The sequence below is a fragment of the Pelagibacterium sp. 26DY04 genome, assembly GCF_031202305.1.
GTDB lineage: Bacteria > Pseudomonadota > Alphaproteobacteria > Rhizobiales > Devosiaceae > Pelagibacterium.
In genome coordinates this window covers 3,721,994-3,742,676 of record NZ_CP101731.1, presented here as the reverse complement: position 1 = coordinate 3,742,676, position 20,683 = coordinate 3,721,994, and the positions used below count along the sequence as shown (strand labels likewise).

Here is a 20,683-nt window from a genome sequence, read left to right as displayed (position 1 = left end):
TCGATGTCCAGTGCGGAAATAAAATATGACGTTGAAAGTCAATATTTTAGCACCGCTTCGGAAAGCGGTTTTGAGACCAAAGACGTACCCATGTCCCTTTGACGAATGGGGAAAGCGCGATTAGAAGTTGGCGCCAAGTTCGATGCCGGGCGACCGGCTGTTCATGCCCGGCCCCGGCGCCGGAGGAGATCGAGGCAGCATGGCGACCCAGTTTCGACCCACCTCTCCCCACCTTTCGGTTTGGCGTTTCACCCTCACCATGACGATGTCGATCCTGCACCGGATCCTCGGCATAGGGCTCTATCTGGGCACCATCCTGTTCGTTTTGTGGCTGGGGGCGGCGGCGCTGGGACAGGAAGAGTTCGAGATGGTTCAGGGGTTCTTCGGCTACCCCATCATCCAGATCGGCCTCTTTCTTTATACCTGGACGCTGTTCCACCACATGGCCGGCGGAATCAAGCATTTCGTCTGGGATACGGGCGCCGGGTTCGATCCAGCCGGGCGCGAGATCATCACGGTGGCAACCCTGGTGTTTTCGGTGACCGCCACGGTGCTGGTCTGGGCGCTGCTGGTCTGGTTCTAGGGGGAGAAGACATGAAGACCCATCCAAGGGAAAAGGGCACCGGCACCTTCATCCGCCAGCGCGTCACGGGCGTCATCAACATCGCCTTTGTGGGCTTTCTGATCTGGCTGGTGGTCTCGTTTGCCGGGGCCACGCGGGCCGAGATGGCGGCGACCTTCTCGAACCCGTTTGTCGCCATCCTGGCGCTGGCGCTCATCGCTTCCCCGCTCATCCATATGCGCATCGGCATGTATGAAGTGATCGAGGACTATGTCCACGATCCCAAGCTGCACGCGCTCGCCAAGACGCTCAATACGATTTTCGTTCTGATCATCGGCGTCATCGCCGCGGTCTCGGTGCTCGTCCTCGCCTTTGGAGGTTAGTTAGTTCATGGCTTCGGCTTATCAAATCATCGACCACGCCTATGACGTCGTGGTGGTCGGCGCCGGCGGCGCGGGTTTGCGCGCGACGCTGGGCATGGCCGAGCAGGGCTTTTCGACGGCATGCGTCACCAAGGTGTTTCCGACCCGCTCGCATACGGTGGCGGCGCAGGGCGGGATTGCCGCCTCGCTCTCCAATATGGGCCCCGACAGCTGGCAGTGGCACATGTACGACACCGTCAAGGGGTCGGACTGGCTGGGCGACAACGACGCCATGGAATATCTGGCCCGCGAGGCGCCTCAGGCGGTTTACGAGCTCGAGCATTACGGCGTGCCGTTCTCGCGCACCGAAGAGGGCAAGATCTATCAGCGCCCGTTCGGCGGGCACATGCAGAACTATGGCGACGGCCCCCCGGTGCAGCGCACCTGCGCGGCGGCGGACCGGACCGGCCATGCGATCCTGCACACGCTTTACGGGCAGAGCCTGCGCAACAATGCCGAGTTCTTCGTCGAATATTTCGCCATCGACCTTTTGATGAGCGATGACGGGGTTTGCCAGGGGGTGATCGCCTGGAAGCTCGACGACGGCACCATCCACCGGTTCCGCGCCAAGATGGTGGTGCTGGCGACCGGCGGCTATGGCCGCGCCTATTTCTCGGCGACGAGCGCCCATACCTGCACCGGCGACGGCAACGGCATGGTGGCGCGGGCCGGGCTGCCGCTGCAGGACATGGAGTTCGTCCAGTTCCACCCCACGGGCATTTACGGTTCGGGGTGCCTGATCACCGAGGGCGCGCGCGGCGAGGGCGGCTATCTGGTCAATTCCGAGGGCGAGCGCTTCATGGAGCGCTATGCGCCCAACGCGAAAGACCTCGCTTCGCGCGACGTGGTATCGCGCTGCATGACGCTCGAAATCCGCGAGGGGCGGGGCGTGGGGCCCAAGAAGGACCACATCTTCCTCCACCTCGACCATCTTGACCCCGCCGTGCTGCATGAACGGCTGCCGGGGATTTCGGAATCGGCAAAGATCTTCGCCGGGGTCGATCTGACCCGCGATCCGATCCCGGTGATCCCGACGGTCCATTACAATATGGGCGGCATCCCCACGACCTATTGGGGCGAAGCGATCGATCCGCGCAATGGCGGGCCCGATGCCACGATCCCCGGGCTGATGGCGGTGGGCGAAGCGGGTTGCGCTTCGGTCCATGGCGCCAACCGGCTGGGGTCCAATTCTCTGATCGACCTCGTGGTGTTCGGGCGTGCCGCGGCGATCCGGGCCGGCGAGATCATCGACCGCAATTCCCCGGTGCCCGAAGTCAACAAAGCCGCCGAAGACAAGATCATGGCGCGCTTCGACCGGTTGCGGAACGCCAATGGCGCGATACCCACGGCAAAGCTCAGAGACAAGATGCAGCGCGCCATGCAGGAAGACGCCGCCGTGTTCCGCACCCAGGAGACCCTGGAAAGCGGATGCCGGCGGATTTCGGAAATCTGGGGCGAGCTCAAGGACATCAAGGTCCATGACCGTTCGCTGATCTGGAATTCGGATCTGGTGGAAACGCTCGAACTGGAAAACCTGATGGCCAATGCCGTCACCACCGTCTATTCGGCGGAAAACCGCAAGGAAAGCCGGGGCGCCCATGCGCGCGAGGATTTCTCCGAGCGCGACGACGCCAACTGGCGCAAGCATACGCTTTCCTGGGTGGATGACGCCGGCAATGTGGCGCTGGACTACCGGCCGGTGCATGTGGATCCGCTTTCGGACGGCATCGACCTTGCCAAAATCGCGCCCAAGGCGCGCGTCTACTAGGGGGCGGGAGAGGACAATGGCTGAACTCATCCTCAACAAGCGCTCGCAGCCCAAGAAGGGCAAGACCTGGCCCAAGCCGGAAGGGGCGACGCGGCTGCGCGAATACCGGGTCTATCGCTACGATCCCGACACCCAGGAAAACCCTCGGATCGACACCTATTTCGTCGATCTCGACGATTGCGGGCCGATGATCCTCGACGGGCTTTTGTGGATCAAGAACAACATCGACCCCACCCTCACCCTGCGCCGCTCGTGCCGCGAGGGCATTTGCGGGTCGTGCGCGATGAACATCGATGGGGCCAATACGCTCGCCTGCACCAAGGGCATGGACGATGTTTCGAGCGGGCCCATCAAGGTCTATCCGCTGCCCCACATGCCGGTGGTGAAAGATCTGGTGCCCGATCTTTCGACCTTTTACGAGCAGCACAAATCGGTCGAACCTTGGTTGCAGACCAAATCGCCCACCCCGGACACCGAATGGCTGCAGAGCCGGGAAGACCGGGCCAAGCTCGACGGGCTTTACGAGTGCATCCTTTGCGCGTGCTGTTCGACCTCTTGCCCGTCCTATTGGTGGAATGGGGAAAAGTATCTCGGGCCGGCGGTGCTGCTGCAGGCCTATCGCTGGCTGATCGACAGCCGCGACGAAGCGACCAGCGAACGGCTCGACAATCTCGAGGACCCGTTCAAGCTCTATCGCTGCCACACCATCATGAACTGCGCCAAGGTGTGCCCCAAGGGCTTGAACCCGGCCAAGGCGATCGCCGAGATCAAGAAGATGATGATGGAACGCAAGGTGGCCTGAACCGGCGGCTTGGGTTAAACGTTTAAAGGGTCCGCGGGAAACGCCCGCGGACCCTTTGTATTTGATGGAGCGCGCCATGACCGATTACGAGACGATCATCTATGTCGAGAGGGAATCGGTGGCGCGGCTGATGGTGACGGCGCTGCGGGCGCATGGGTTTTCGCCGCGCGAGATCGCCGATGGCGGCTTGCCGGGAATCGGCACGGGACTGACCGGCCGGGGGCTGGCCATCGCGGTGCCCGAGAGCGAGGCGCGAGACGCCCAACCGCTGGCCGAGGCGCTGCTCAAGGACATGGTCGCCAAAAAGAGCTAGCGCGTCACCGCGCGCGCCAGCCAATCCTTGAGTGCCTGGGGCAGTTGGTGATTGTCGACGTCCTGGGCGACGACCTTGCGCCACTTTTCGATTTCGGCCTGCTGGTCGTTACTGCGGCTGACCCGGTCGAGGAGCGCAAGGAGCGCGATCAGCCGCTCTGTGGCAAGCGTATCGGAGCGCATGGCCGGCAGCAGGGCGGGAACGATCAGGTCGAGATAATGCCCAAGGCCCAGATCGGGGCGGCGCAGGCAGGGGCGGCCACTTTCATCAAAGAGTATGCGCGGGACGCCTTCGGCGCGGACCAGGGGAAGAAGGCCGGCGCTCAGGTGATCGATGGCGGCAACGGCGGTGGCCGGATCGTTGATGCCGGGGGAAAGGCCGCGCAGGGCGATGTCGATCAAGGCGCGGGCTTCATAGGTGGCTTCCTGCAGCACGTCGCGGCGCGGGCCGATGGTGAAGGCGGAGGCAAGGCGGGATATGTCGGGGTTGGGGCCTTCCACAAGGGCGAGCGGCAGGCCCTCGCCGATGAAATCATCGGGCCGGACGAGCACATCGATGCGCAGGCCGGCCCGGCTGGCGATCTGCAGCAATTGATCATAGGCGACATGGCGGACATAGCCCGAGCCGGGAGCGGGGACCGGAGCGCCCGAGACGGCTTGGAACCGGGCCAGCTCCCGGTTGGCCCTGGCGATATCGAAACCCTTGCCGGCTTCGGTCACCCGCCCGATCGCCTTTTCGAACCGGCGGCCCAGGCCGGCGACGATGACGTCGGCCTGGATCGAGAGCGCCATGTGGTGGACGAAATAGATCACAAGGCCAAAGGCGATGGTGGCGCTCAGAATCGCGGTGGCGACGGCCAGATGGGGAACGAAGCCGTCCTCGAGCTCGGTGACGTTGACCAGAACGATAAGGGTGAAGAGAAAGACGCCGACAAAGGCACCCATGACGACCCGGGTGGGCTTGTCGTGCATGAACATCATCAGGATGCGCGGGCCGAGCTGGCCCGAAAGCAGGGTCAGCCCCACAAAGGTCAGCGAAAAGACCAGGCTCGCCATGGTCATCATGCCGCCGGCTATGGTGGTCAGCACCGATCGGGCGCCCTCGGGCCCGAATTGCGGGTAGAAAGACTGGCGTCTGAGCGGGGCGAGCTGCTCGACGCTTTCAAGAAGGATCGCCAGCTCGGCCAGGACCAGGCCACTTGCCGCCATGATCAGGGGGAGGAACCAGAAGCTGCCGGCGATCCCCGAGGTCAGCGATTTGATCCTGGCATAGAACGGCATCTCTCTCTCCGGCTGGCGAACACACCTCTCGCTACTAAAGCCCAAGACGGGCCAAGCGATCCAGCCGGTCAGACGATGACGGTATCGCGCGGCAGTTCGGAGAGGATTTCGGGGCCGTCGGAGCGCACGATCACCACTTCCTCGAGCCGGATGCCGAAGCGGCCGGCGAGATAGATGCCCGGCTCGATGGAAAACACCATGCCTTCCTCGAGCACCGTATCGCTGGTGGCGGTGATGTAGGGAGGCTCGTGGATATCGAGGCCCAGGCCGTGACCGGTGCGGTGGAGGAAGAATTCGCCATAGCCGGCCTGAGCGATCACCCCGCGCGCCGCATCGTCCACCGCGCTTGCCTTAACGCCGGGTCTGACGGAGGCCAGTGCGGCCTCGACAGCCGTATTGACGACGGCGTGGACCTTGGCGAACTCGGCACTGGGCTCCCCCAGATGGGCGACGCGGGTCATGTCGCTGGGATAGCCGTCGAGCCGCCCGCCGATGTCGAGCAGCACGGCATCGCCGGCTTTGAGCACGGTATCGCCGGTGTGGTGGTGGGGAAAGGCGCCGTTTTCGCCAAAGCACACCAGATCGAATTGCGGGCGGGCGCCATTTTCGAGATAGACCGAGCGGATGACGCTCGCCACGTCCCGTTCGGTGACGCCGGGCTTGAGCGCCGCGAACCCGGCCTGCATCGCCTTGTCGTTCAAAAGCTGGCTGGCCTTGAGCCGGCGGTATTCGTCTTCGTCCTTGCGGGCTCTCAAAAAGGAAACGGTGTCGCCGGTAAAGCGGCGGCGAGCGCCGGGCAGGGCGTCGAGCAGCAGCAGGGCGAAATCGGCGCGCATGGTTTCGTCGAGAACGACCGAAGGCGAAGTTCGGTCGATGCCGGTGGCTTCGAGCACCTGAGCCAGCGCGGCGTCGGGACCGTCGCTGTCGCTCCAGGGGATCATGGGAAGATCGGAATTCTTGCGCGCGGCGTCGAGGTTGAGGGCGGGCATCAAAAAGCCCGCATAGGTCGGGGAGACCAGGAGCATCACCGGCCGCTCGTCGCCATGGGGATCGACGCCGGTCAGATAGACCATATGGCTGGAGGGGCCGATGGCGACGAGGTCGGTGCCGGTTTCGGCCATGCGCTGGCGCAGGCGTTCAATGCGAGGGGAAGCGGTCATGATGGTCTCCGGGAACGAAAAGGAAAGGGCCGCCCATGGGCGGCCCTGGAGCACGATCAGTCCTTGGTCACGAGGCGATAGTAGACGAAGTCCGAGGTCGCGCCGTTGACATAGCCCTCGACGTTCTCGGCCATGGCCACCTGGTAGGCGGCCTGGAACATGATGACGATGGGCGAATTTTCCTGAACCTTGCGCTGCAGGTCGAGATAAAGCTCGTTACGTGCTTCCGGATCGGCTTCGGCGAGCGCCGCCATGGTTTCCGCGTTCATCTCCTCGGGCACGGCCCAGGCATTGCGCCAGGTGGTGGTTGCCGCATAGGCCTCGTCGGAATTGTCCGAATTGTAGGCGAATGCCTTGGCGTTGGAGTGCGGATCCATGAAGTCCGGGCCCCAATAGAGAAGCATGGCTTCGTGGCTGCGCTCACGGTATTTGGTGATGACCTGGGCCGCGGTGCCGGGGACGATCTCGAACTCGATGCCGGCTTCCGCGAACGTGGCCTGCAGCGACTGGGCGATATCGGTGAAGGGGGACGAGTTGATCACGTCGAGCGAAACGGTGATCGGGGTTTCGACGCCCGCTTCCTCGAGGATTTCCATCGCCCGGTCGGGATCGTAGGAATAAGGCTCGTCGTTGAGCGCACCGGGGAAACCCTCGGGCCAGAAGGCCTGATGCACTTCCATCTGCCCGGCAAGGAAGCTATCGACCATGCCTTCGTAATCGACAAGATAGCGGGCCGCTTCCCAGACCGCTTCGTCGGTCAGCTCCTCGACCTTCTGATTGAAGGAGAGGAAGTGCACGGCGGCTTGCGGGAAGGTTTCGACCTTGAGCGTGTCCTCGAGGGCCGCGATCTGATCGGGCGTCAGATTGCGGGCCAGGTCCACGTCGCCGGTTTCGAGCAGGAGCTGCTGGGTCGCCGCCTCGGCGACGTGACGGATGATGACGCTTTCGATCTCGGGCGCGCCCTTGAAATAGTCGGGGTTCGACTGCAGGCGGATGATCTCGGCCGGGCGGTAGGCCTGCAGCGAGAACGGGCCCGAGCCGGCCGAATTGGCGTTGAGCCAGGCATTGCCCATGTCGCCATCGACCTCGTTGGCCATGACCGTCACCTCATCGACGATCGAGGCGGGGCGGGAGGCGAGGACGTTGAGCACGAAGGCGGAGGAGAAATCGCCTTCGTAGCGCACGGTTACGGTGTTGCCCTCGACGGTGATCATCTCGTCGATATTGTCGGCGGTCCAGCCGAGCTGGGTGAGGATGAAGGCAGGGGTCAGATCGAGGGCCACGACGCGCTTGAAGGAAAACAGCACGTCTTCGGGGCGCACCGGATTGCCCGAATGGAAGGTCGCGCCTTCGCGGATGGTGAAGGTGATCGACTTGTTTTCGTCATCGACCTCCCATTCGCTGGCGAGGCCCGGCGCCAGGACCGTCGTGTCCTCGGCATCGTACTGCACGAGGCGGTCATAGACATTGGTGACCAACTCGCCCGAGCTGAACTCATAGGCCTGGGCGGGATCGATGGCGACGATGTCGTCGATGTTCTGGGCGACGACCAGAACGCCTGGCGGGGTGGCGGCAATGCCCGCCACCGGGGCCAGAGGCAGTGCGATGGCCGTGGCCAGCAATGCGGCGCGGAAAAGCTTCATGATTGGTCTTCCTTTGGCTTTGATGTGGAAAGGGCCGGTTGGCGTTCCGGCTTCTTGTCTGCGTCCGGGAGCACCCTCGACGCGGTTATGGATTGGAAAAGCTCAAGCGTGCCGGTCCATAAAAGCCTGGCCGGCAGGGCCGTGTGATTGGACCAGGCATGGGGCTGGTTGCCGCGGAAATGCAGGGCATCGCCCGCCTTCATGACCATCTCGTCCTGGCCCAGCCGCTGCGTGATTTCACCGGACAGGACGTAAAGCAGCTCTTCGCCCTCATGGCTGACGGTTTCCGAGCGATAGCCCGGCGGCACCGTCATGATGAAGGCCGAGAGCATGTTTCCGGGAAATTCGGTGGTGATGCGCTCATAGACGATGGAGGTGCCATCGATCGAAAAGCGCCGGCGATCTTCGGACCGGCTGAATGCGTTTTCCACAGAGGGCGCGGCGATGAAATAATCGACGCCCACGCCCAGGGCGCGCGCGATCTGCGCCAGGGTGCCAAGGGAGGGCGTCGCCTGGTCGCGTTCGATCTGGCTGAGATATCCCACCGAAGTTCGGGCGGCTTCGCCCAGCATCTGCAGCGTCATCTGCTGCTGCCTGCGGCGGGCGCGGATCAGCGAACCCACCTTGGGGGACAGATCTTGTGCCAATCTCCCACCCGCGATGTCGGCCATGCTGCCGTCCTCCACCAAAATTTTTTTGATATAAGCAAAACTTTTTGTATGATCCAAGCGAATTGTGACGGTCTCGACATCTGGAACGCCCTCGGCGCAACGTCGTAAAACGCCGTTCCCAACAAGGAGAATGTGCCCCGTGTCACTTGAGGGACAGGCAGGCGGAGAGCCGGTGAACCAACCGGCCGGGCGCTGGAGCGGAAAACGCGTGGCAGCCGTTTTGGGCGAGCTTGCCTGGTTCGTCGCCACCATCGCCCTGACCTTTCTGGGCCTGCTCGCCATCACCTTCTTTATCGGCCGCGTGGTGCCCATCGATCCGGTTCTGGCGGTGGTGGGCGACCGGGCCTCGGCCAGCACTTATGAGGCGGCGCGGGTCGCCATGGGGCTGGACCGGCCGCTTTACGAGCAGTTCTTTTCCTATGTGGGGGATATTCTCAGCGGCAATTTCGGCATGTCGGTCTCGACCGGCCGGCCGGTGATCGTCGATCTCAGCCGGGTTTTCCCCGCAACGCTCGAAATGGCGACGATCGGCATCCTGATCGGGGTCGCGCTGGGCGTGCCCATGGGCGTTCTGGCCGCCGCGCGGCAGGGGAGCTGGACCGATCAGATCATCCGCGTCTTCGGGCTTTTGGGCTATTCGGTGCCGGCCTTCTGGCTGGGGCTCGTGGGGCTGGCGCTGTTTTATGCCCAATTGCGCTGGGTCGGCGGGCCGGGCCGGGTCGATATCTTCTACGATGGGCTGGTGCCGCACATCACCGGGCTGATGCTGGTCGATAGCCTCATCACCGGTCAGGTGGACGTGTTCTGGAACGCGGTCAGCCACATCATTCTCCCCGCCTCCATTCTCGGGTTTTTCTCGCTGGCCTATATCGCGCGCATGACGCGCTCGTTCATGCTCGACCAGTTGGGGCAGGAATTCGTCACCACCGCGCGGGTCAAGGGCGTGCCCGAATGGCGGGTGATCTGGCGGCACGGGTTTTATCCCATCCGCATCCAGCTCATCACCGTCATCGGGCTTTCCTATGCCGGCCTTCTCGAAGGGTCGGTGATGATCGAGACCGTGTTCTCCTGGCCCGGCATCGGCAATTATCTCACCACCGGCCTCTTTAACGCCGACATGAACGCGGTGCTCGGGGCCACGCTGGTGATCGGGGCGGTGTTCATCGTCATCAACAAAGTTTCGGACGTGCTCTATCGCGTCCTTGATCCGAGGGCGCGCTGATGGCCTCTACACGCGACTGGCTTTTGGCCGACTCTCCCACCTCCCGCATGCAGGCGAGCCTTGGCCGGTTCTATCGGCTGGCGCTTGGCCTTTTGAGCAATCCGCTCACCGTTGTCGGGCTCATCATCATCATAACGCTGGTGGTGACCGCGATCGCGGCCGATTGGATCGCCCCCTATTCGGCGACGCGGCAGAACCTTTCGGACCGGCTGCTGCCGCCCAGTTGGGACCATTTGATGGGCACCGACATGCTGGGCCGCGATATTTTCTCCCGCGTGGTCCATGGTTCGCAGATCACCTTGACCATTGTGCTGCTGGTGGCGGTGATCGCCGCGCCGGTGGGATTGGTGGTCGGCGCCATAGCGGGCTATTTCGGCGGCTGGGTGGACCGGGCCCTGATGGGGATTACCGACATCTTTCTCTCCATGCCCAAGCTGATCCTGGCGCTGGCCTTCGTCGCGGCGCTCGGGCCGGGCATCAACAACGCCATCATCGCCATCGCGATCACCACATGGCCGGCCTATGCCCGCATAGCGCGGGCCGAGACGCTGACCTTCCGCAATTCCGAATTCATCGCAGCCGTGCAGCTTCAGGGCGCTTCGCCGATCCGGGTCATCGTCAACCACATCCTGCCGCTCTGCACCTCTTCGATGATCGTCCGCGTGACCCTCGATATGGCGGGCATTATCCTCACCGCCGCCGGTCTGGGCTTTCTCGGGCTGGGGGCGCAGCCGCCGCTTCCCGAATGGGGCGCGATGATCGCGACGGGCCGCGATTTCATTCTCAACCAGTGGTGGGTCGCCACCATGCCCGGCATTGCCATCATCGTGGTCAGCCTCGGGTTTTGTTTCCTGGGCGACGGGCTGCGTGACGTGCTCGATCCCAAGCAGGGAGAAAAGCATTGAGCGCGCCGCTTCTCGAGGTCGAAAACCTCCGCGTTTCCTTTCCCACCCATCAGGGCCGGGTGGAGGTGGTCAAGGGAATATCGTTTTCGCTGGGCCGGGAGCGGCTGGGAATCGTGGGCGAAAGCGGATCAGGCAAATCGATGACCGGACGCTCGGTCCTGCGGCTGATCCGCTCGCCCGGGCGTGTCACCGCCGACAAGCTCTCCTTTAGCGGCATCGACCTTCTCTCCCAATCCGAGCGCCAGATGCGGGCCATTCGCGGCGCCCGCATCTCCATGGTGATGCAGGACCCCAAATTCTCGCTCAACCCCGTGATGACGGTGGGCGACCAAATCGCCGAGGCGCTCAAGGTGCACACGAGGGTGCCCGGACGCGAGGTGCGCGATCGGGTGATCGCCATGCTCGAAGCGGTGCGCATCAACGATCCGGAGCGCGTCGCCAAGCTTTATCCCCATGAGGTGTCCGGCGGCATGGGCCAGCGCATCATGATCGCCATGATGCTGATCCCCGAGCCCGATCTGTTGATCGCGGACGAGCCGACCTCGGCGCTCGACGTTTCGGTCCAGGCCCAGGTGCTCGACATCATCGACGACCTGATCAAGACCAAGGGCATGGGGCTGATCCTCATCAGCCACGACCTCAACCTCGTCTCGCGCTATTGCGACCGCATCCTGGTGATGAATGCCGGCCAGGTGGTGGAAAGCTGCGCGGCGGGCGAACTTTCGAACGCAACCCATCCCTATACGCGCGGATTGCTGGCGGCGATGCCCCGGCTCGACGAGACGCGCGATCAACTGCCGGTCCTCGACCGGGCGAGCTGGGGCGGCACATGACAAGTGCCATCATCCTCAAGGATCTTTCGATCGCCTATGGCGAGACCGTCATCACCCACGATATCTCCCTCGATATCGCGCAAGGGGAGAGCTTTGCCCTTGTGGGCGAATCGGGGTCGGGCAAAACGACGGTGCTGCGCGCCATCGCCGGGCTCGCGCCGCAATGGACGGGGGAGATTTCGCTCCTTGGCGGAACGCGCACCCATGGCATCGACAAGCGCTCGGTGCGCGAGACGCAGATGGTGTTCCAGGATCCCTATGGTTCGCTCCACCCGCGCAAGACCATCGATGCGGTGCTTTCCGAACCGTTGGCCATCCACGGCGTTTCGAATCGTGGCGAGCGGGTCGAAGCGGCCCTCGGGGCGGTCGGGCTCGATCAGCGCTTCCGCTTTCGCTATCCGCACCAGCTTTCGGGTGGGCAGCGCCAGCGTGTCGCCATTGCGCGCGCGCTGATGCTGGAACCGAAGGTCCTGCTGCTGGACGAACCCACCTCGGCGCTGGACGTCTCGGTGCAAGCCGAGATTCTCAACCTTTTGAAGCGCCTGCAACGCGAGCAGAACCTCACCTATCTGATGGTGACCCACAATCTTCCGGTGGTGTCGTTCCTCTGCGATCGGCTGGCCGTGATGCGCCATGGCCGGATCGTGGAGATCGCCACCGCCGATCAATTGCGCGAAGGGAATTTCACCGATGCCTATTCGCGCGAACTCTACGCCGCCAGTGGCGGTGCTCCTGCCTAGTCCAAGGACATTGCAAAGTGACGACACCTGATATTTCCGCCGCGCGGCAGCAATTCGACGCCGCGATTTCCGCAGCCACCAGCGCGGAGGCCGCATTCCTCGCGCTGCAGGATTTCGTACGGCGGATCGTGGGGGCCAAGCTCTTCACCGTCATGCTGGTGGACATGGAGGCCGAGCTGGCGCGGCGCGCCTATACCTCCGACCCCGAAAACTACCCCGCTTCGGGCACCAAGCCGATCCGCTATGACCGCTGGTTCGATATCGTGCACAAGGCGCGTCAGCCCTTCGTCGCCAATTCCATCGCCGATATCTCGACGGTCTTTGCCGATTACGAGCTGATCGACTCGCTGGGCTGCCAGTCGGTGGTCAACCTGCCGGTGGTTCTGGGGGGCGAGCTGATCGGCACGATCAACATGCTCGATGTGGCCGATCACTATACGCCCGAGCGGGTCGAGTTGATCGTCCGGGAAGTCTCGATCCCGGCCAAGCTCGCTCTCGCTGTCGCGACGCGAGCCTAGAGCCGTTCAGGATTTGATTGTATCAAATCCTCGGCTCTAACCCTTTGTTTCGTCGCGTGTCCGAACCGCAAAACCGTTTCCACTTTTGCTGGACACGCTCTAGCCCGCTTAATCTTCATCGGCCTGGAAGCGCGACAGGCCACGGAAGATGAAGGGGGCGACGAGCGCGATCGCCGCGATGGCGAGCATGAGTGCCGAACTCCAGTGCTCCAGGAAGACCATGGGATCGCCCAGGCTGATCTGCAGCGCGCGGCGCATCTGCAGGTCGGCCATTGGCCCCAGGATCAGGCCGACAACGGCCGGCGCGATGGGGTAATTGTATCGTCGCATCAGAAAGCCGGCGGCGCCGAAGGCAACGAGCAGCAAAAGCTCGACGATGGAGGGGTTGGCCGCGATGGTCCCCATGGCGGCAAAGACCATGATGCCTGCATAGAGCCATGGCGTTGGAATGGCCAAAAGCCGGACCCACAGACCCACAAGGGGGAGATTGAGGAACAGCAGCATCACATTGGCGATGAACAGCGAGGCGATCAGTGCCCAGACGATATCGGCATGCTGGGCAAAGAGCAGCGGGCCGGGCTGGATGTTGTATTGCTGAAATCCGGCCAGCATGACCGCCGCAGTGGCCGATGTCGGCAGCCCCAGGGTCAGAAGCGGCACCATGGTGCCGGCCGCCGAAGCGTTATTGGCCGCTTCGGGACCGGCCACGCCTTCGATGGCGCCATTGCCGAAGGCTTCGGGGTCGCGGCACAGCTTGCGTTCCAGATTGTAACTGAGGAAGGTCGGAACTTCCGCGCCGCCGGCCGGCAATCCGCCGATGGGAAAGCCGATCGCTGCGCCGCGCAGCCAAGGTTTCCACGAGCGCGACCAATCCTGCCGGTTCATCCAGACAGAGCCCTTGACGGGGATGGGCTGGGCGGGGGAGGTGCGATGCTGCGAGGCGATCAGAAGGGCTTCCCCGATGGCGAACAGGCCGACGGCGAGGGTCGTCACCTCGATGCCGTCGAGCAGTTGCGGCACGCCGAAGGTCAGCCGCGCCTGGCCGGTCAATTGATCGATGCCGATGAGCCCGAGCCAAAGACCCAGCGCAAGGCTGGTCAAGCCCTTGAGCGGGGAGGATCCGAATGTCGCCGAAACGGTGACGAAAGCGATCATCATCAGCGCGAAATAATCCCACGGCCCGAAGCGGACGGCGATCTCGACGATGACGGGAGCCAGGAACGCGATGCCTATGGTTGCAACCAGCGCGGCAACGAACGAGCCGATGGCGGCGGTGGCCAGGGCCGGTCCGCCGCGTCCCTGCCGCGCCATCTTGTTGCCCTCGAGCGCGGTGACGACCGAGGCGGCCTCGCCGGGCGTATTGAGCAGGATGGCCGTGGTCGAGCCCCCATACATGCCGCCATAATAGATGCCGGCGAACATGATGAGCGAGCCGCCCGGATCGAGCTTGAACGTCACCGGCAGCAACAGCGCCACGGTCAGGGCCGGGCCGATGCCCGGCAGCACGCCGACAGCGGTGCCCAAAAAGACGCCGACCAGGGCAAAGACGAGATTCATCGGCGTCAGGGCTTGGGTAAAGCCTTCGGCCAGGAACATGAGGGTTTCCACTGGCAGCGCTCCTAAAGCAGGCGTTCGAGCGGACCGTGGGGCAGGGTCAGCGACAGCAGGTTGTTGAAGAGAAAGAAGATCGCCAGCGAGATCACGAACCCGATGATCAGGTCGACAAGGATCGCCTTGCGGTCGAAGGCGCGGGCGGTGAGGGCGAAAAGCAGGGTGGAGCCCAAAATGAAACCGGCGCCCAGGAAAATACAGGCAACCAGCGCGCCCAGAGCGGCCGCGATCAACCCGATAGCCCGCCAATCGGCGTCGAGCGCGTCGCCCTCATCGGTGGGACGCGTGGCGCTCCAGAAATGGGCGATCCCGAGGACGGCAAGAAGGATGGCCACGAGATAGGACGCGGTATTGGGATTGAGGCCATAGGCGGCGCGAAAGCTCATCGAATAGGCGTCATAGCCCGTGACGGCGGCAAAGCCGAGCAGGATGATCCCGACCATGAGCTTGGACCGATCGAGCGCTAAGCCTTTGCGCGTTTGTGCGGCTTGTTGCATGCCGTTCCTCCCCTTGATGGTGGCCGGCGGGGCTTTGGGGCCCCGCCGGACTGGTGCCTTACTGCTGGGCCAGACCCAGATTGGTCAGGATGGTGCCGACACGCTCGATTTCAGCGTCAAGGAAAGTGGAGAATTCGGCGGCGGGCATGTAGTAGTCGGTCCAGCCGCGAGCCTCGAGCACTTCCTGCCATTCGGCGGAATTCACCATCGCTTCGAAGGCGGCGGTGAGCCTGGCCATATCCTCGTCGGAGACGTCGGGGCCGGCAAAGATGGCGCGCCAGTTGACCAGTTCGACATCCACGCCCTGGGCCTTGAGCGGCTGGGCGTCGATCCCTTCGATGGGCTCGGGATAGGAGATGGCGAGCGCGCGCAGGTCGCCCGATTCGATCTGGCCCTGCCATTCGCCATAGCCCGAGATGCCGGCGGTGACCTGTCCGCCGAGCATCGCCGCCAGGGCCTCGCCGCCGCCCGAGAAGGCGACATAGTTGACGGCGCTGGGGTCTTCGCCTGCGGCCTCGGTCAAAAGAGCGGCAAGCATGTGATCGGCGCCGCCGGCCGAACCGCCCGCCCAGATGGTGCCGGCCACGTCGGACTGGATCTGGGCCAAAAGGTCATCGATGGTCTGGATGGGTGAATCGGCGGGGACCACAACGGCGAGCGGATCGCCGGTGAGGCGGGCCAGCGGGGTCACCGAACCCAGGTCCACGGGGGCGTTGTTGGAAATGATGGCGCCCACCATGGTGATGCCGCCCACGAGCAGCTGGCTGGGATCGGACCCCGCCCCGTTGGCAAATTGAGCCAGACCGACCGTGCCGCCAGCGCCGGGCACGTTGATGACCTGGACCGAGTTCGCAAGCCCGGTCGCGGTCATCACTTCCTGGATGGCGCGGGCCGCACCGTCCCAGCCGCCGCCGGCGCCAGCGGGGGCGATGATGGAGAGTTCGCCGACGCTTTCGGCGTCCTGGGTAAAGCCAGGTCCGGTCAGCGCCGCGACGGCGAGCAGGCCGGTGGAGATGATGGCTCCGAATTTATTCATTGGTTCCTCCCTTAAAGAACACATCAAGTGAATACCCAGTGGGCGGGTGATGTCGACCGCTAATGCAGATCGACTTTCTTCCCTCCCGATGCCGACCGATCGAGGGCCCCGGAAAGGATGAAAGGAATAATGCCGCCTTTGTGCAAGAGGCTGATTTCAAGCTCGGTTTCGATTTGCGCGATGGCCGCGAAGGTTTCCGGCTCGCGGCCGGCATAGTGGATGGTGACCGCAAAGCGGCTGCGTTTGGCGAGCGTGGGATCGAGCAAGGCGATCTCGATGGTGTCGGTGGGGCCGATACCGAGTTTGCTCGGCACCAGTCCCTGAGGCGCCTTGAGCGGCAGGACGCCCATGCCGATCAGGTTGGTGCGATGGATGCGCTCGAAGCTCGATGCGATGACGGCGCGCGCGCCGATCAGCGCGGTGCCCTTTGCGGCCCAATCGCGCGAAGACCCCGCGCCATAGCGCTCTCCCGCCAGGATGACGCCGGCCACGCCGCGTTCGCGGTTGCGCCGGGCGAGGATATGGAGGGGCAGGTGCTCGCCGGTTTCGAAATCAACCCCGAAGCCCGGGGCGATGCCCGGGGCAAGGTGGTTTTCAACGGTGCGGTTGGTGAACAGCCCGCGCACCATCACCTCGAAATTGCCGCGCCGGGACGAAAAGACGTTCAGATCCTTGGGATTTTCGCCGCGCTCGACGAGATAGCGCCCCACCTCGCTGTCAGCCGGCACGGCGCCGGCCGGGGAGATCTGGTCGGTGGTGATATCGTCACCCAGGACCAGGAGCGGACGTGTGATCAGTCGGTCGAGGAATTGCGGTTCGGCGAAATTTGCGAAGGGCGGGCGGCGCAGATAGGTCGAGGCCGGATCGAACGGCCACAGCTCTCCCTTTACCGTCTCCACCTCCCGCCAAAGCCGGCTCTGGGTCGCTACGGCGAAGGCTTGCGGGAAATCGGCGATGCTCGAGGCGGCATGATAGATCGCTTCGATCTCGGCGGCGGAGGGCCAGAGATCGCGCAGATAGACGTTCTTGCCGTCGGGCGTCTGCCCGAGGGGATCGTTCTGGATGTCGATGTCGATGGTGCCCGCCAGGGAATAGGCGATGACCAGCGGCGGTGAGGCGAGGAAACCGGCCGAAAGGAGAGGATGCACGCGGCCGGGGAAATTACGATTGCCCGAAAGCACCGCGACCGGCACGATGCCCTCTTCACGGATGGCGGTTTCAACGGTGTCGAGAAGCGGCCCGGAATTGCCGATGCATGTCATGCAGCCAAAGCCGACAATGCCGAAACCAACCGCATCGAGATCCTCGATCAGGCCGGCGCGCTCAAGATAGCGTGCCGCGGCCGGCGATCCGGGCGAGAAGGAGGTTTTGACCCACGGCTTGGGCGCAAGCCCGAAGGCTCTCGCCCGGCGCGCCAGGAGGCCCGCCGCGATGTTGAGGCGGGCATCGGAGGTGTTGGTGCAACTGGTGATCGCCGCGATGGCGACGGCGCCGTCTTCGATGCGTCCGGGTTGGCTTTTCCGTCCACTATGGCGGGCCTTGGCCACGAGCGGCTCGATGCTCTGGCGCGCCTCGGCCGGCGCGATCAGATCCTGCGGCCGTTGCGGGCCGGCCAGCGATGTGGCGACGGTGGAAAGGTCGATGGTAAACGTGTCGGTGTAGCTGGGACTGGACAGGGGATCGAACCAGAGGCCGCTCGCTTGGGCGTAATCGCGCACCAGCGCCACTTGATCGGCGCTTCTCCCTGTTGCTTTGAGATAAGCAAGCGTTTGATCGTCGATGGGAAAATAGGCCGTCTGAGCGCCCATTTCGGGGGCCATGTTGGCGACCACGGCGCGTTGCCCGACGGTGAGGCCGGAAACGCCGGGACCGTGGAACTCCACGAAGGGATTGTCGATCCCGCGGGCGCGAAACTGGTGGGTGACGTGCAGGGCAAGATCGGTCGCGAAAGTGCCTTCGGGCAGCGCGCCCTCGAGCCTTACGCCGATGACATCGGGAATGCGCATCATGACCGGCAGGCCGAACATGACGCCCTCCGCCTCCAGCCCGCCTACGCCCCAGGCCAGGACGCCCAATCCGTTGATCATGGGCGTGTGGCTGTCGGTGCCGATCAGGGTATCGGGGAAGGTCCAGCCATCCCGCGTCGTCACCACGCTTGCCAATTGTTCGAGATTGATGGTGTGCATGATGCCGGTGCCCGGCGGGTGGATGCGCAGGTTGGTCAAATTGGCCTGGGCCCATTTCATGAACCGGAAGCGCTCTTCGTTGCGCTCCTGCTCACGCTTCATGTTGGCCTTGATGGCCGCGCTGCTGCCGAAATGGTCGACGGCGATGGAATGGTCCACCGAGACGTCGATCGGAATTTGCGGGTTGAGCGCCCAAGGGGTACCGCCGGCTTCGGCAAGGCTATGACGCATGCCCGCAATGTCGGCGAGCGCCGGGCCGCAGGTGGTGTCGTGCATGAGCAGGCGCGCCGGCTGGAAAGGGATCTCCTGAGCGCTGGAGCGCCTGTCCAGCCAAGCCAGAATGGCCGAAGTCTGCTCGCCTTCCCCCAGATGGCGGGCGACGTTCTCCAAAAGGATGCGCAGGACATAGGGCAGTTGCGGGAGTTTTTCTCCCGCCAACGAGCGCAGCGATATCGTGCGTTGAGCCGCCATGATCCGTGGTGTCCTCCTTGGCGAAGGATTGCATAATTCGAAAATAAAATGCAAGTATCCAATTTGCGCCAAGGGGTATTGGGGCAGCCTTAGTGACGAGTGACAGCCGACGATTGCTCAAATTTGCGCAGAAGGCCAACTGTCAGTCGACTGAGACGATGTCCGGCAGGGCCAGGGGGGATTTGGCCTTGAGAGCCCCGATCAGGTGCTTGCGCATGGCGTAGGAGGCGGCCACGATATCGCCTTTCGCGAGCAATTCGATAATCTCAAGGTGCTGGCTGCATTGGCCGTAGAGCCGGCGCCGGTCGACGCGGGAGCGGTATTCCATGAGCCGCCGCATGCGATTGACCCGCACCAGGGACTGGTGGAAAAACGGATTGCCCGAGAGCTTGATCAGTTCCTCGTGAAACGTCGCCCCGCGTTCCATCAAGCGTTCGCCCGGCAGCTTTTCTATGTCGGTTTCGAGCATTTTCGACTGCTGGCGCTTGAGTTCGTCGAGCACCTTGCGGTCGAGATGGAACGTGGGTTCGAGCAGGGCCGCCGGCTCGATCACCATGCGAAAGCGATAGGCCTGTTCGAACGCTTCGGGCGTCTTGGCCACCGGCAGGAGATTCCAGCCATAGCCGGGTTTGGGTTCGGCCCAGCCTTCGCGGGCCGCCCGCATCAGGATATCGCTGAGCTGGGCCTTGGTCAGCCCGTAACGCTCCTTGAGCATCTGTTCGGTGACTTCGGCCGGCAAGCGGTCGGACAGCCAGTCATCGGCCATGCGCTGATAGGTGTTGGGCGCTTCGAAAGGCAATTCGCGCGTGGCATTCGCGGCGGCACCCGACACCGGCCTGAGGCGCGCGAAAAACCCCTTGTGCGGCTCCTGGACCGCGTAACCCTCCGCTGCCAGCAATTGCAGCGCTTCCCGGACTGGCGAGCGCGAGACGCTGAACCGGTCGGCGAGTTTTTGCGCGCTCATATGTTCGCCTTCGGCGATGTCTCCCGCAACAATGGCATTTGTAATGGCCTTCGCGATCTGCAGTGCCAGCGCTGTCGCCATCGATATTGGACCTCCCCAATGCGATGCCGGATTTTCCCGGCATCGGAATGCAAGAATTGCACCTATTTATCCAAAAAGCCAGCAACCCGAAGGCAAGCCGCTGGGTCAGTCACTGGACCCAGCATCTTTTGTTCGGACAAAAGGCAATCGGCGCCGCCACCAATACGCTGGGCGCGACCGTATGCGGGATGAGAGGCTGGGTGTCCCATTACCGCCATATTGCGGCGTTTGGTAGGAAGGGTCGCCTCCAGGACTTGTTTCGTCACAGCTATCCCGCCATAAAGCCAAGGCGTGGCGGGCGCGTTTGGGGAACGGGGTGAACTCCGGGCGCGTTTTCGCAGCATGAAAGATGGTGGAGCCGATATGACCGGAACCTTGCAAAGACCATTGGGCCTGGTGCTCGCGGCGGTGTCGCTCGCTGCCCTTGCGGCATGTTCTCCCAGCAATTTTGGCCGCTCCGCGCCGAGCACCCCGACCCCGACGCCGCCCCAGCCCGCCCCGATCCAGCCGGTGCAGACGGGCAATGTCCAGACCACCGATCTGCCGCCGATCGCGGGAACCAGCACCATCGAAACGACGCCGGCGCCTTCGACCGTGCCGGGAAATACCGCCGCGCTCGATACCGGCACGACGTCGGCTTCGGGACCGGGGTTCGTGCTCGACGATGTGGGTGCGCCGGGCAACACCACGGCTGGGCGCGATCTTTCCGGACCCACCACGATGGAGCAGCTCCTGGGCGGCTGGACGATCCTTGTGGGGGCCGAGCAATGCCGGCTCAACCTCACCTATACCGCCAAGGGGGCGACCGGCCGCTACCGTGCCTCGACGCCGGCCTGCACCGAGCCGACGCTGGCGACGGTCACCGCCTGGCAGTTGCTGGGCAACCAGATCCAGCTCTACAATGAAGCGGACGAGTTGATCGGCACGCTGCTGAAAAGCGGCAACCGGTTCGTGGGTACCCTCTCCGGAGGCCAGGCCATTTCGTTGGTCGGCTGATT

General features: G+C 63.6%; 20 protein-coding genes. 11 read left to right on the top strand and 9 right to left on the bottom strand.

What is annotated here, in order from left to right; all coding sequences use genetic code 11:
- The first annotated feature begins 199 nt into the window (after nt 1–199).
- The 5 genes from sdhC to NO932_RS18545 all read left to right on the top strand — a co-directional run bounded on the left by sdhC (nt 200) and on the right by NO932_RS18545 (nt 3,867).
- Nucleotides 200–583 carry a succinate dehydrogenase, cytochrome b556 subunit gene (gene sdhC, locus NO932_RS18565; protein ID WP_309208863.1) on the top strand — a complete coding sequence of 128 codons (384 nt, stop codon included), beginning with the start codon at nt 200–202 and terminating at the stop codon, nt 581–583.
- A gap of 11 nt (nt 584–594) precedes the next feature.
- Complete coding sequence (gene sdhD, locus NO932_RS18560) at nt 595–945, top strand: succinate dehydrogenase, hydrophobic membrane anchor protein (protein WP_309159631.1); 351 nt, start codon at nt 595–597, stop codon at nt 943–945.
- A 7-nt stretch (nt 946–952) separates the two neighbouring features.
- Entirely contained in the window at nt 953–2,752 is a 1,800-nt protein-coding gene (sdhA, locus tag NO932_RS18555) for a succinate dehydrogenase flavoprotein subunit (RefSeq protein WP_309208861.1), read from the top strand.
- A gap of 16 nt (nt 2,753–2,768) precedes the next feature.
- On the top strand, nt 2,769–3,554 hold the full coding sequence (locus NO932_RS18550; RefSeq protein ID WP_309208860.1) for a succinate dehydrogenase iron-sulfur subunit: 786 nt from the start codon (nt 2,769–2,771) through the stop codon (nt 3,552–3,554).
- 76 nt (nt 3,555–3,630) lie between these two features.
- Nucleotides 3,631–3,867, top strand: a complete 237-nt coding sequence (locus NO932_RS18545; protein WP_309208859.1) for a hypothetical protein — start codon at nt 3,631–3,633, stop codon at nt 3,865–3,867.
- Here NO932_RS18545 and NO932_RS18540 read toward each other — a convergent pair.
- From NO932_RS18540 to NO932_RS18525, 4 genes are all read right to left on the bottom strand, one after another.
- Nucleotides 3,864–5,147 carry a DUF2254 domain-containing protein gene (locus NO932_RS18540; protein WP_309208858.1) on the bottom strand — a complete coding sequence of 428 codons (1,284 nt, stop codon included), beginning with the start codon at nt 5,145–5,147 and terminating at the stop codon, nt 3,864–3,866. The two genes, NO932_RS18545 and NO932_RS18540, sit on opposite strands and share 4 nt — an antisense overlap.
- A gap of 68 nt (nt 5,148–5,215) precedes the next feature.
- Nucleotides 5,216–6,307, bottom strand: a complete 1,092-nt coding sequence (locus tag NO932_RS18535; protein ID WP_309208856.1) for a Xaa-Pro peptidase family protein — start codon at nt 6,305–6,307, stop codon at nt 5,216–5,218.
- A 56-nt stretch (nt 6,308–6,363) separates the two neighbouring features.
- Nucleotides 6,364–7,950 (bottom strand): ABC transporter substrate-binding protein, encoded by a 1,587-nt coding sequence (locus NO932_RS18530; protein WP_309208855.1) that lies wholly within the window; start codon nt 7,948–7,950, stop codon nt 6,364–6,366.
- A complete protein-coding gene (locus NO932_RS18525) occupies nt 7,947–8,621 on the bottom strand; it encodes an XRE family transcriptional regulator (protein WP_309208854.1) in 675 nt (224 codons plus the stop codon). The genes NO932_RS18530 and NO932_RS18525 overlap by 4 nt, the downstream gene beginning before the upstream one ends.
- Nucleotides 8,622–8,751: 130 nt before the next feature.
- Here NO932_RS18525 and NO932_RS18520 point away from each other — a divergent pair, with 130 nt between their 5' ends.
- Genes NO932_RS18520 through NO932_RS18500 form a run of 5 tightly spaced genes read left to right on the top strand, consistent with a single transcriptional unit; the run spans nt 8,752 to nt 12,839 of the window.
- Nucleotides 8,752–9,843: an ABC transporter permease gene (locus NO932_RS18520; protein ID WP_375142788.1), complete on the top strand. Its 1,092-nt coding sequence runs from the start codon at nt 8,752–8,754 to the stop codon at nt 9,841–9,843.
- Complete coding sequence (locus NO932_RS18515) at nt 9,843–10,748, top strand: ABC transporter permease (protein ID WP_309208852.1); 906 nt, start codon at nt 9,843–9,845, stop codon at nt 10,746–10,748. The genes NO932_RS18520 and NO932_RS18515 overlap by 1 nt, the downstream gene beginning before the upstream one ends.
- Nucleotides 10,745–11,581: an ABC transporter ATP-binding protein gene (locus tag NO932_RS18510; RefSeq protein WP_309159640.1), complete on the top strand. Its 837-nt coding sequence runs from the start codon at nt 10,745–10,747 to the stop codon at nt 11,579–11,581. The genes NO932_RS18515 and NO932_RS18510 overlap by 4 nt, the downstream gene beginning before the upstream one ends.
- Nucleotides 11,578–12,321, top strand: a complete 744-nt coding sequence (locus tag NO932_RS18505; RefSeq protein WP_309208851.1) for an ABC transporter ATP-binding protein — start codon at nt 11,578–11,580, stop codon at nt 12,319–12,321. Before NO932_RS18510 ends, NO932_RS18505 begins: the two co-directional genes overlap by 4 nt.
- Before the next feature lie 17 nt (nt 12,322–12,338).
- Nucleotides 12,339–12,839 (top strand): GAF domain-containing protein, encoded by a 501-nt coding sequence (locus tag NO932_RS18500; protein ID WP_309208850.1) that lies wholly within the window; start codon nt 12,339–12,341, stop codon nt 12,837–12,839.
- 108 nt (nt 12,840–12,947) lie between these two features.
- Here NO932_RS18500 and NO932_RS18495 read toward each other — a convergent pair whose 3' ends face one another.
- The 5 genes from NO932_RS18495 to NO932_RS18475 form a co-directional block, all read right to left on the bottom strand.
- A complete protein-coding gene (locus NO932_RS18495) occupies nt 12,948–14,435 on the bottom strand; it encodes a tripartite tricarboxylate transporter permease (protein ID WP_375142898.1) in 1,488 nt (495 codons plus the stop codon).
- A gap of 23 nt (nt 14,436–14,458) precedes the next feature.
- A complete protein-coding gene (locus NO932_RS18490; protein WP_309208848.1) occupies nt 14,459–14,947 on the bottom strand; it encodes a tripartite tricarboxylate transporter TctB family protein in 489 nt (162 codons plus the stop codon).
- Between the two features lie 58 nt (nt 14,948–15,005).
- Nucleotides 15,006–15,983: a tripartite tricarboxylate transporter substrate-binding protein gene (locus NO932_RS18485; protein WP_309208847.1), complete on the bottom strand. Its 978-nt coding sequence runs from the start codon at nt 15,981–15,983 to the stop codon at nt 15,006–15,008.
- Between the two features lie 59 nt (nt 15,984–16,042).
- Entirely contained in the window at nt 16,043–18,640 is a 2,598-nt protein-coding gene (acnA, locus tag NO932_RS18480; RefSeq protein WP_309208846.1) for an aconitate hydratase AcnA, read from the bottom strand.
- Between the two features lie 142 nt (nt 18,641–18,782).
- On the bottom strand, nt 18,783–19,685 hold the full coding sequence (locus tag NO932_RS18475) for a GntR family transcriptional regulator (RefSeq protein ID WP_309208845.1): 903 nt from the start codon (nt 19,683–19,685) through the stop codon (nt 18,783–18,785).
- A 363-nt stretch (nt 19,686–20,048) separates the two neighbouring features.
- Between NO932_RS18475 and NO932_RS18470 the strand changes: the two genes are divergently transcribed.
- Nucleotides 20,049–20,681, top strand: coding sequence for an AprI/Inh family metalloprotease inhibitor (locus NO932_RS18470; RefSeq protein WP_309208844.1), 633 nt, complete (start codon nt 20,049–20,051; stop codon nt 20,679–20,681).
- Nucleotides 20,682–20,683 lie beyond the last annotated feature (2 nt).

Bases quoted from the DNA above. Each gene is read 5' to 3' on its own strand.
- NO932_RS18520 (WP_375142788.1), top strand. From the start codon at position 8,752: ATGTGCCCCGTGTCACTTGAGGGACAGGCAGGCGGAGAGCCGGTGAAC.
- NO932_RS18475 (WP_309208845.1), bottom strand. From the start codon at position 19,685: ATGGCGACAGCGCTGGCACTGCAGATCGCGAAGGCCATTACAAATGCC.
- NO932_RS18495 (WP_375142898.1), bottom strand. From the start codon at position 14,435: ATGTTCCTGGCCGAAGGCTTTACCCAAGCCCTGACGCCGATGAATCTC.
- NO932_RS18525 (WP_309208854.1), bottom strand. From the start codon at position 8,621: ATGGCCGACATCGCGGGTGGGAGATTGGCACAAGATCTGTCCCCCAAG.
- NO932_RS18470 (WP_309208844.1), top strand. From the start codon at position 20,049: ATGACCGGAACCTTGCAAAGACCATTGGGCCTGGTGCTCGCGGCGGTG.
- sdhC (WP_309208863.1), top strand. From the start codon at position 200: ATGGCGACCCAGTTTCGACCCACCTCTCCCCACCTTTCGGTTTGGCGT.
- NO932_RS18485 (WP_309208847.1), bottom strand. From the start codon at position 15,983: ATGAATAAATTCGGAGCCATCATCTCCACCGGCCTGCTCGCCGTCGCG.
- NO932_RS18490 (WP_309208848.1), bottom strand. From the start codon at position 14,947: ATGCAACAAGCCGCACAAACGCGCAAAGGCTTAGCGCTCGATCGGTCC.
- sdhD (WP_309159631.1), top strand. From the start codon at position 595: ATGAAGACCCATCCAAGGGAAAAGGGCACCGGCACCTTCATCCGCCAG.
- NO932_RS18515 (WP_309208852.1), top strand. From the start codon at position 9,843: ATGGCCTCTACACGCGACTGGCTTTTGGCCGACTCTCCCACCTCCCGC.
- sdhA (WP_309208861.1), top strand. From the start codon at position 953: ATGGCTTCGGCTTATCAAATCATCGACCACGCCTATGACGTCGTGGTG.
- NO932_RS18545 (WP_309208859.1), top strand. From the start codon at position 3,631: ATGACCGATTACGAGACGATCATCTATGTCGAGAGGGAATCGGTGGCG.
- acnA (WP_309208846.1), bottom strand. From the start codon at position 18,640: ATGGCGGCTCAACGCACGATATCGCTGCGCTCGTTGGCGGGAGAAAAA.
- NO932_RS18550 (WP_309208860.1), top strand. From the start codon at position 2,769: ATGGCTGAACTCATCCTCAACAAGCGCTCGCAGCCCAAGAAGGGCAAG.
- NO932_RS18505 (WP_309208851.1), top strand. From the start codon at position 11,578: ATGACAAGTGCCATCATCCTCAAGGATCTTTCGATCGCCTATGGCGAG.
- NO932_RS18535 (WP_309208856.1), bottom strand. From the start codon at position 6,307: ATGACCGCTTCCCCTCGCATTGAACGCCTGCGCCAGCGCATGGCCGAA.
- NO932_RS18540 (WP_309208858.1), bottom strand. From the start codon at position 5,147: ATGCCGTTCTATGCCAGGATCAAATCGCTGACCTCGGGGATCGCCGGC.
- NO932_RS18530 (WP_309208855.1), bottom strand. From the start codon at position 7,950: ATGAAGCTTTTCCGCGCCGCATTGCTGGCCACGGCCATCGCACTGCCT.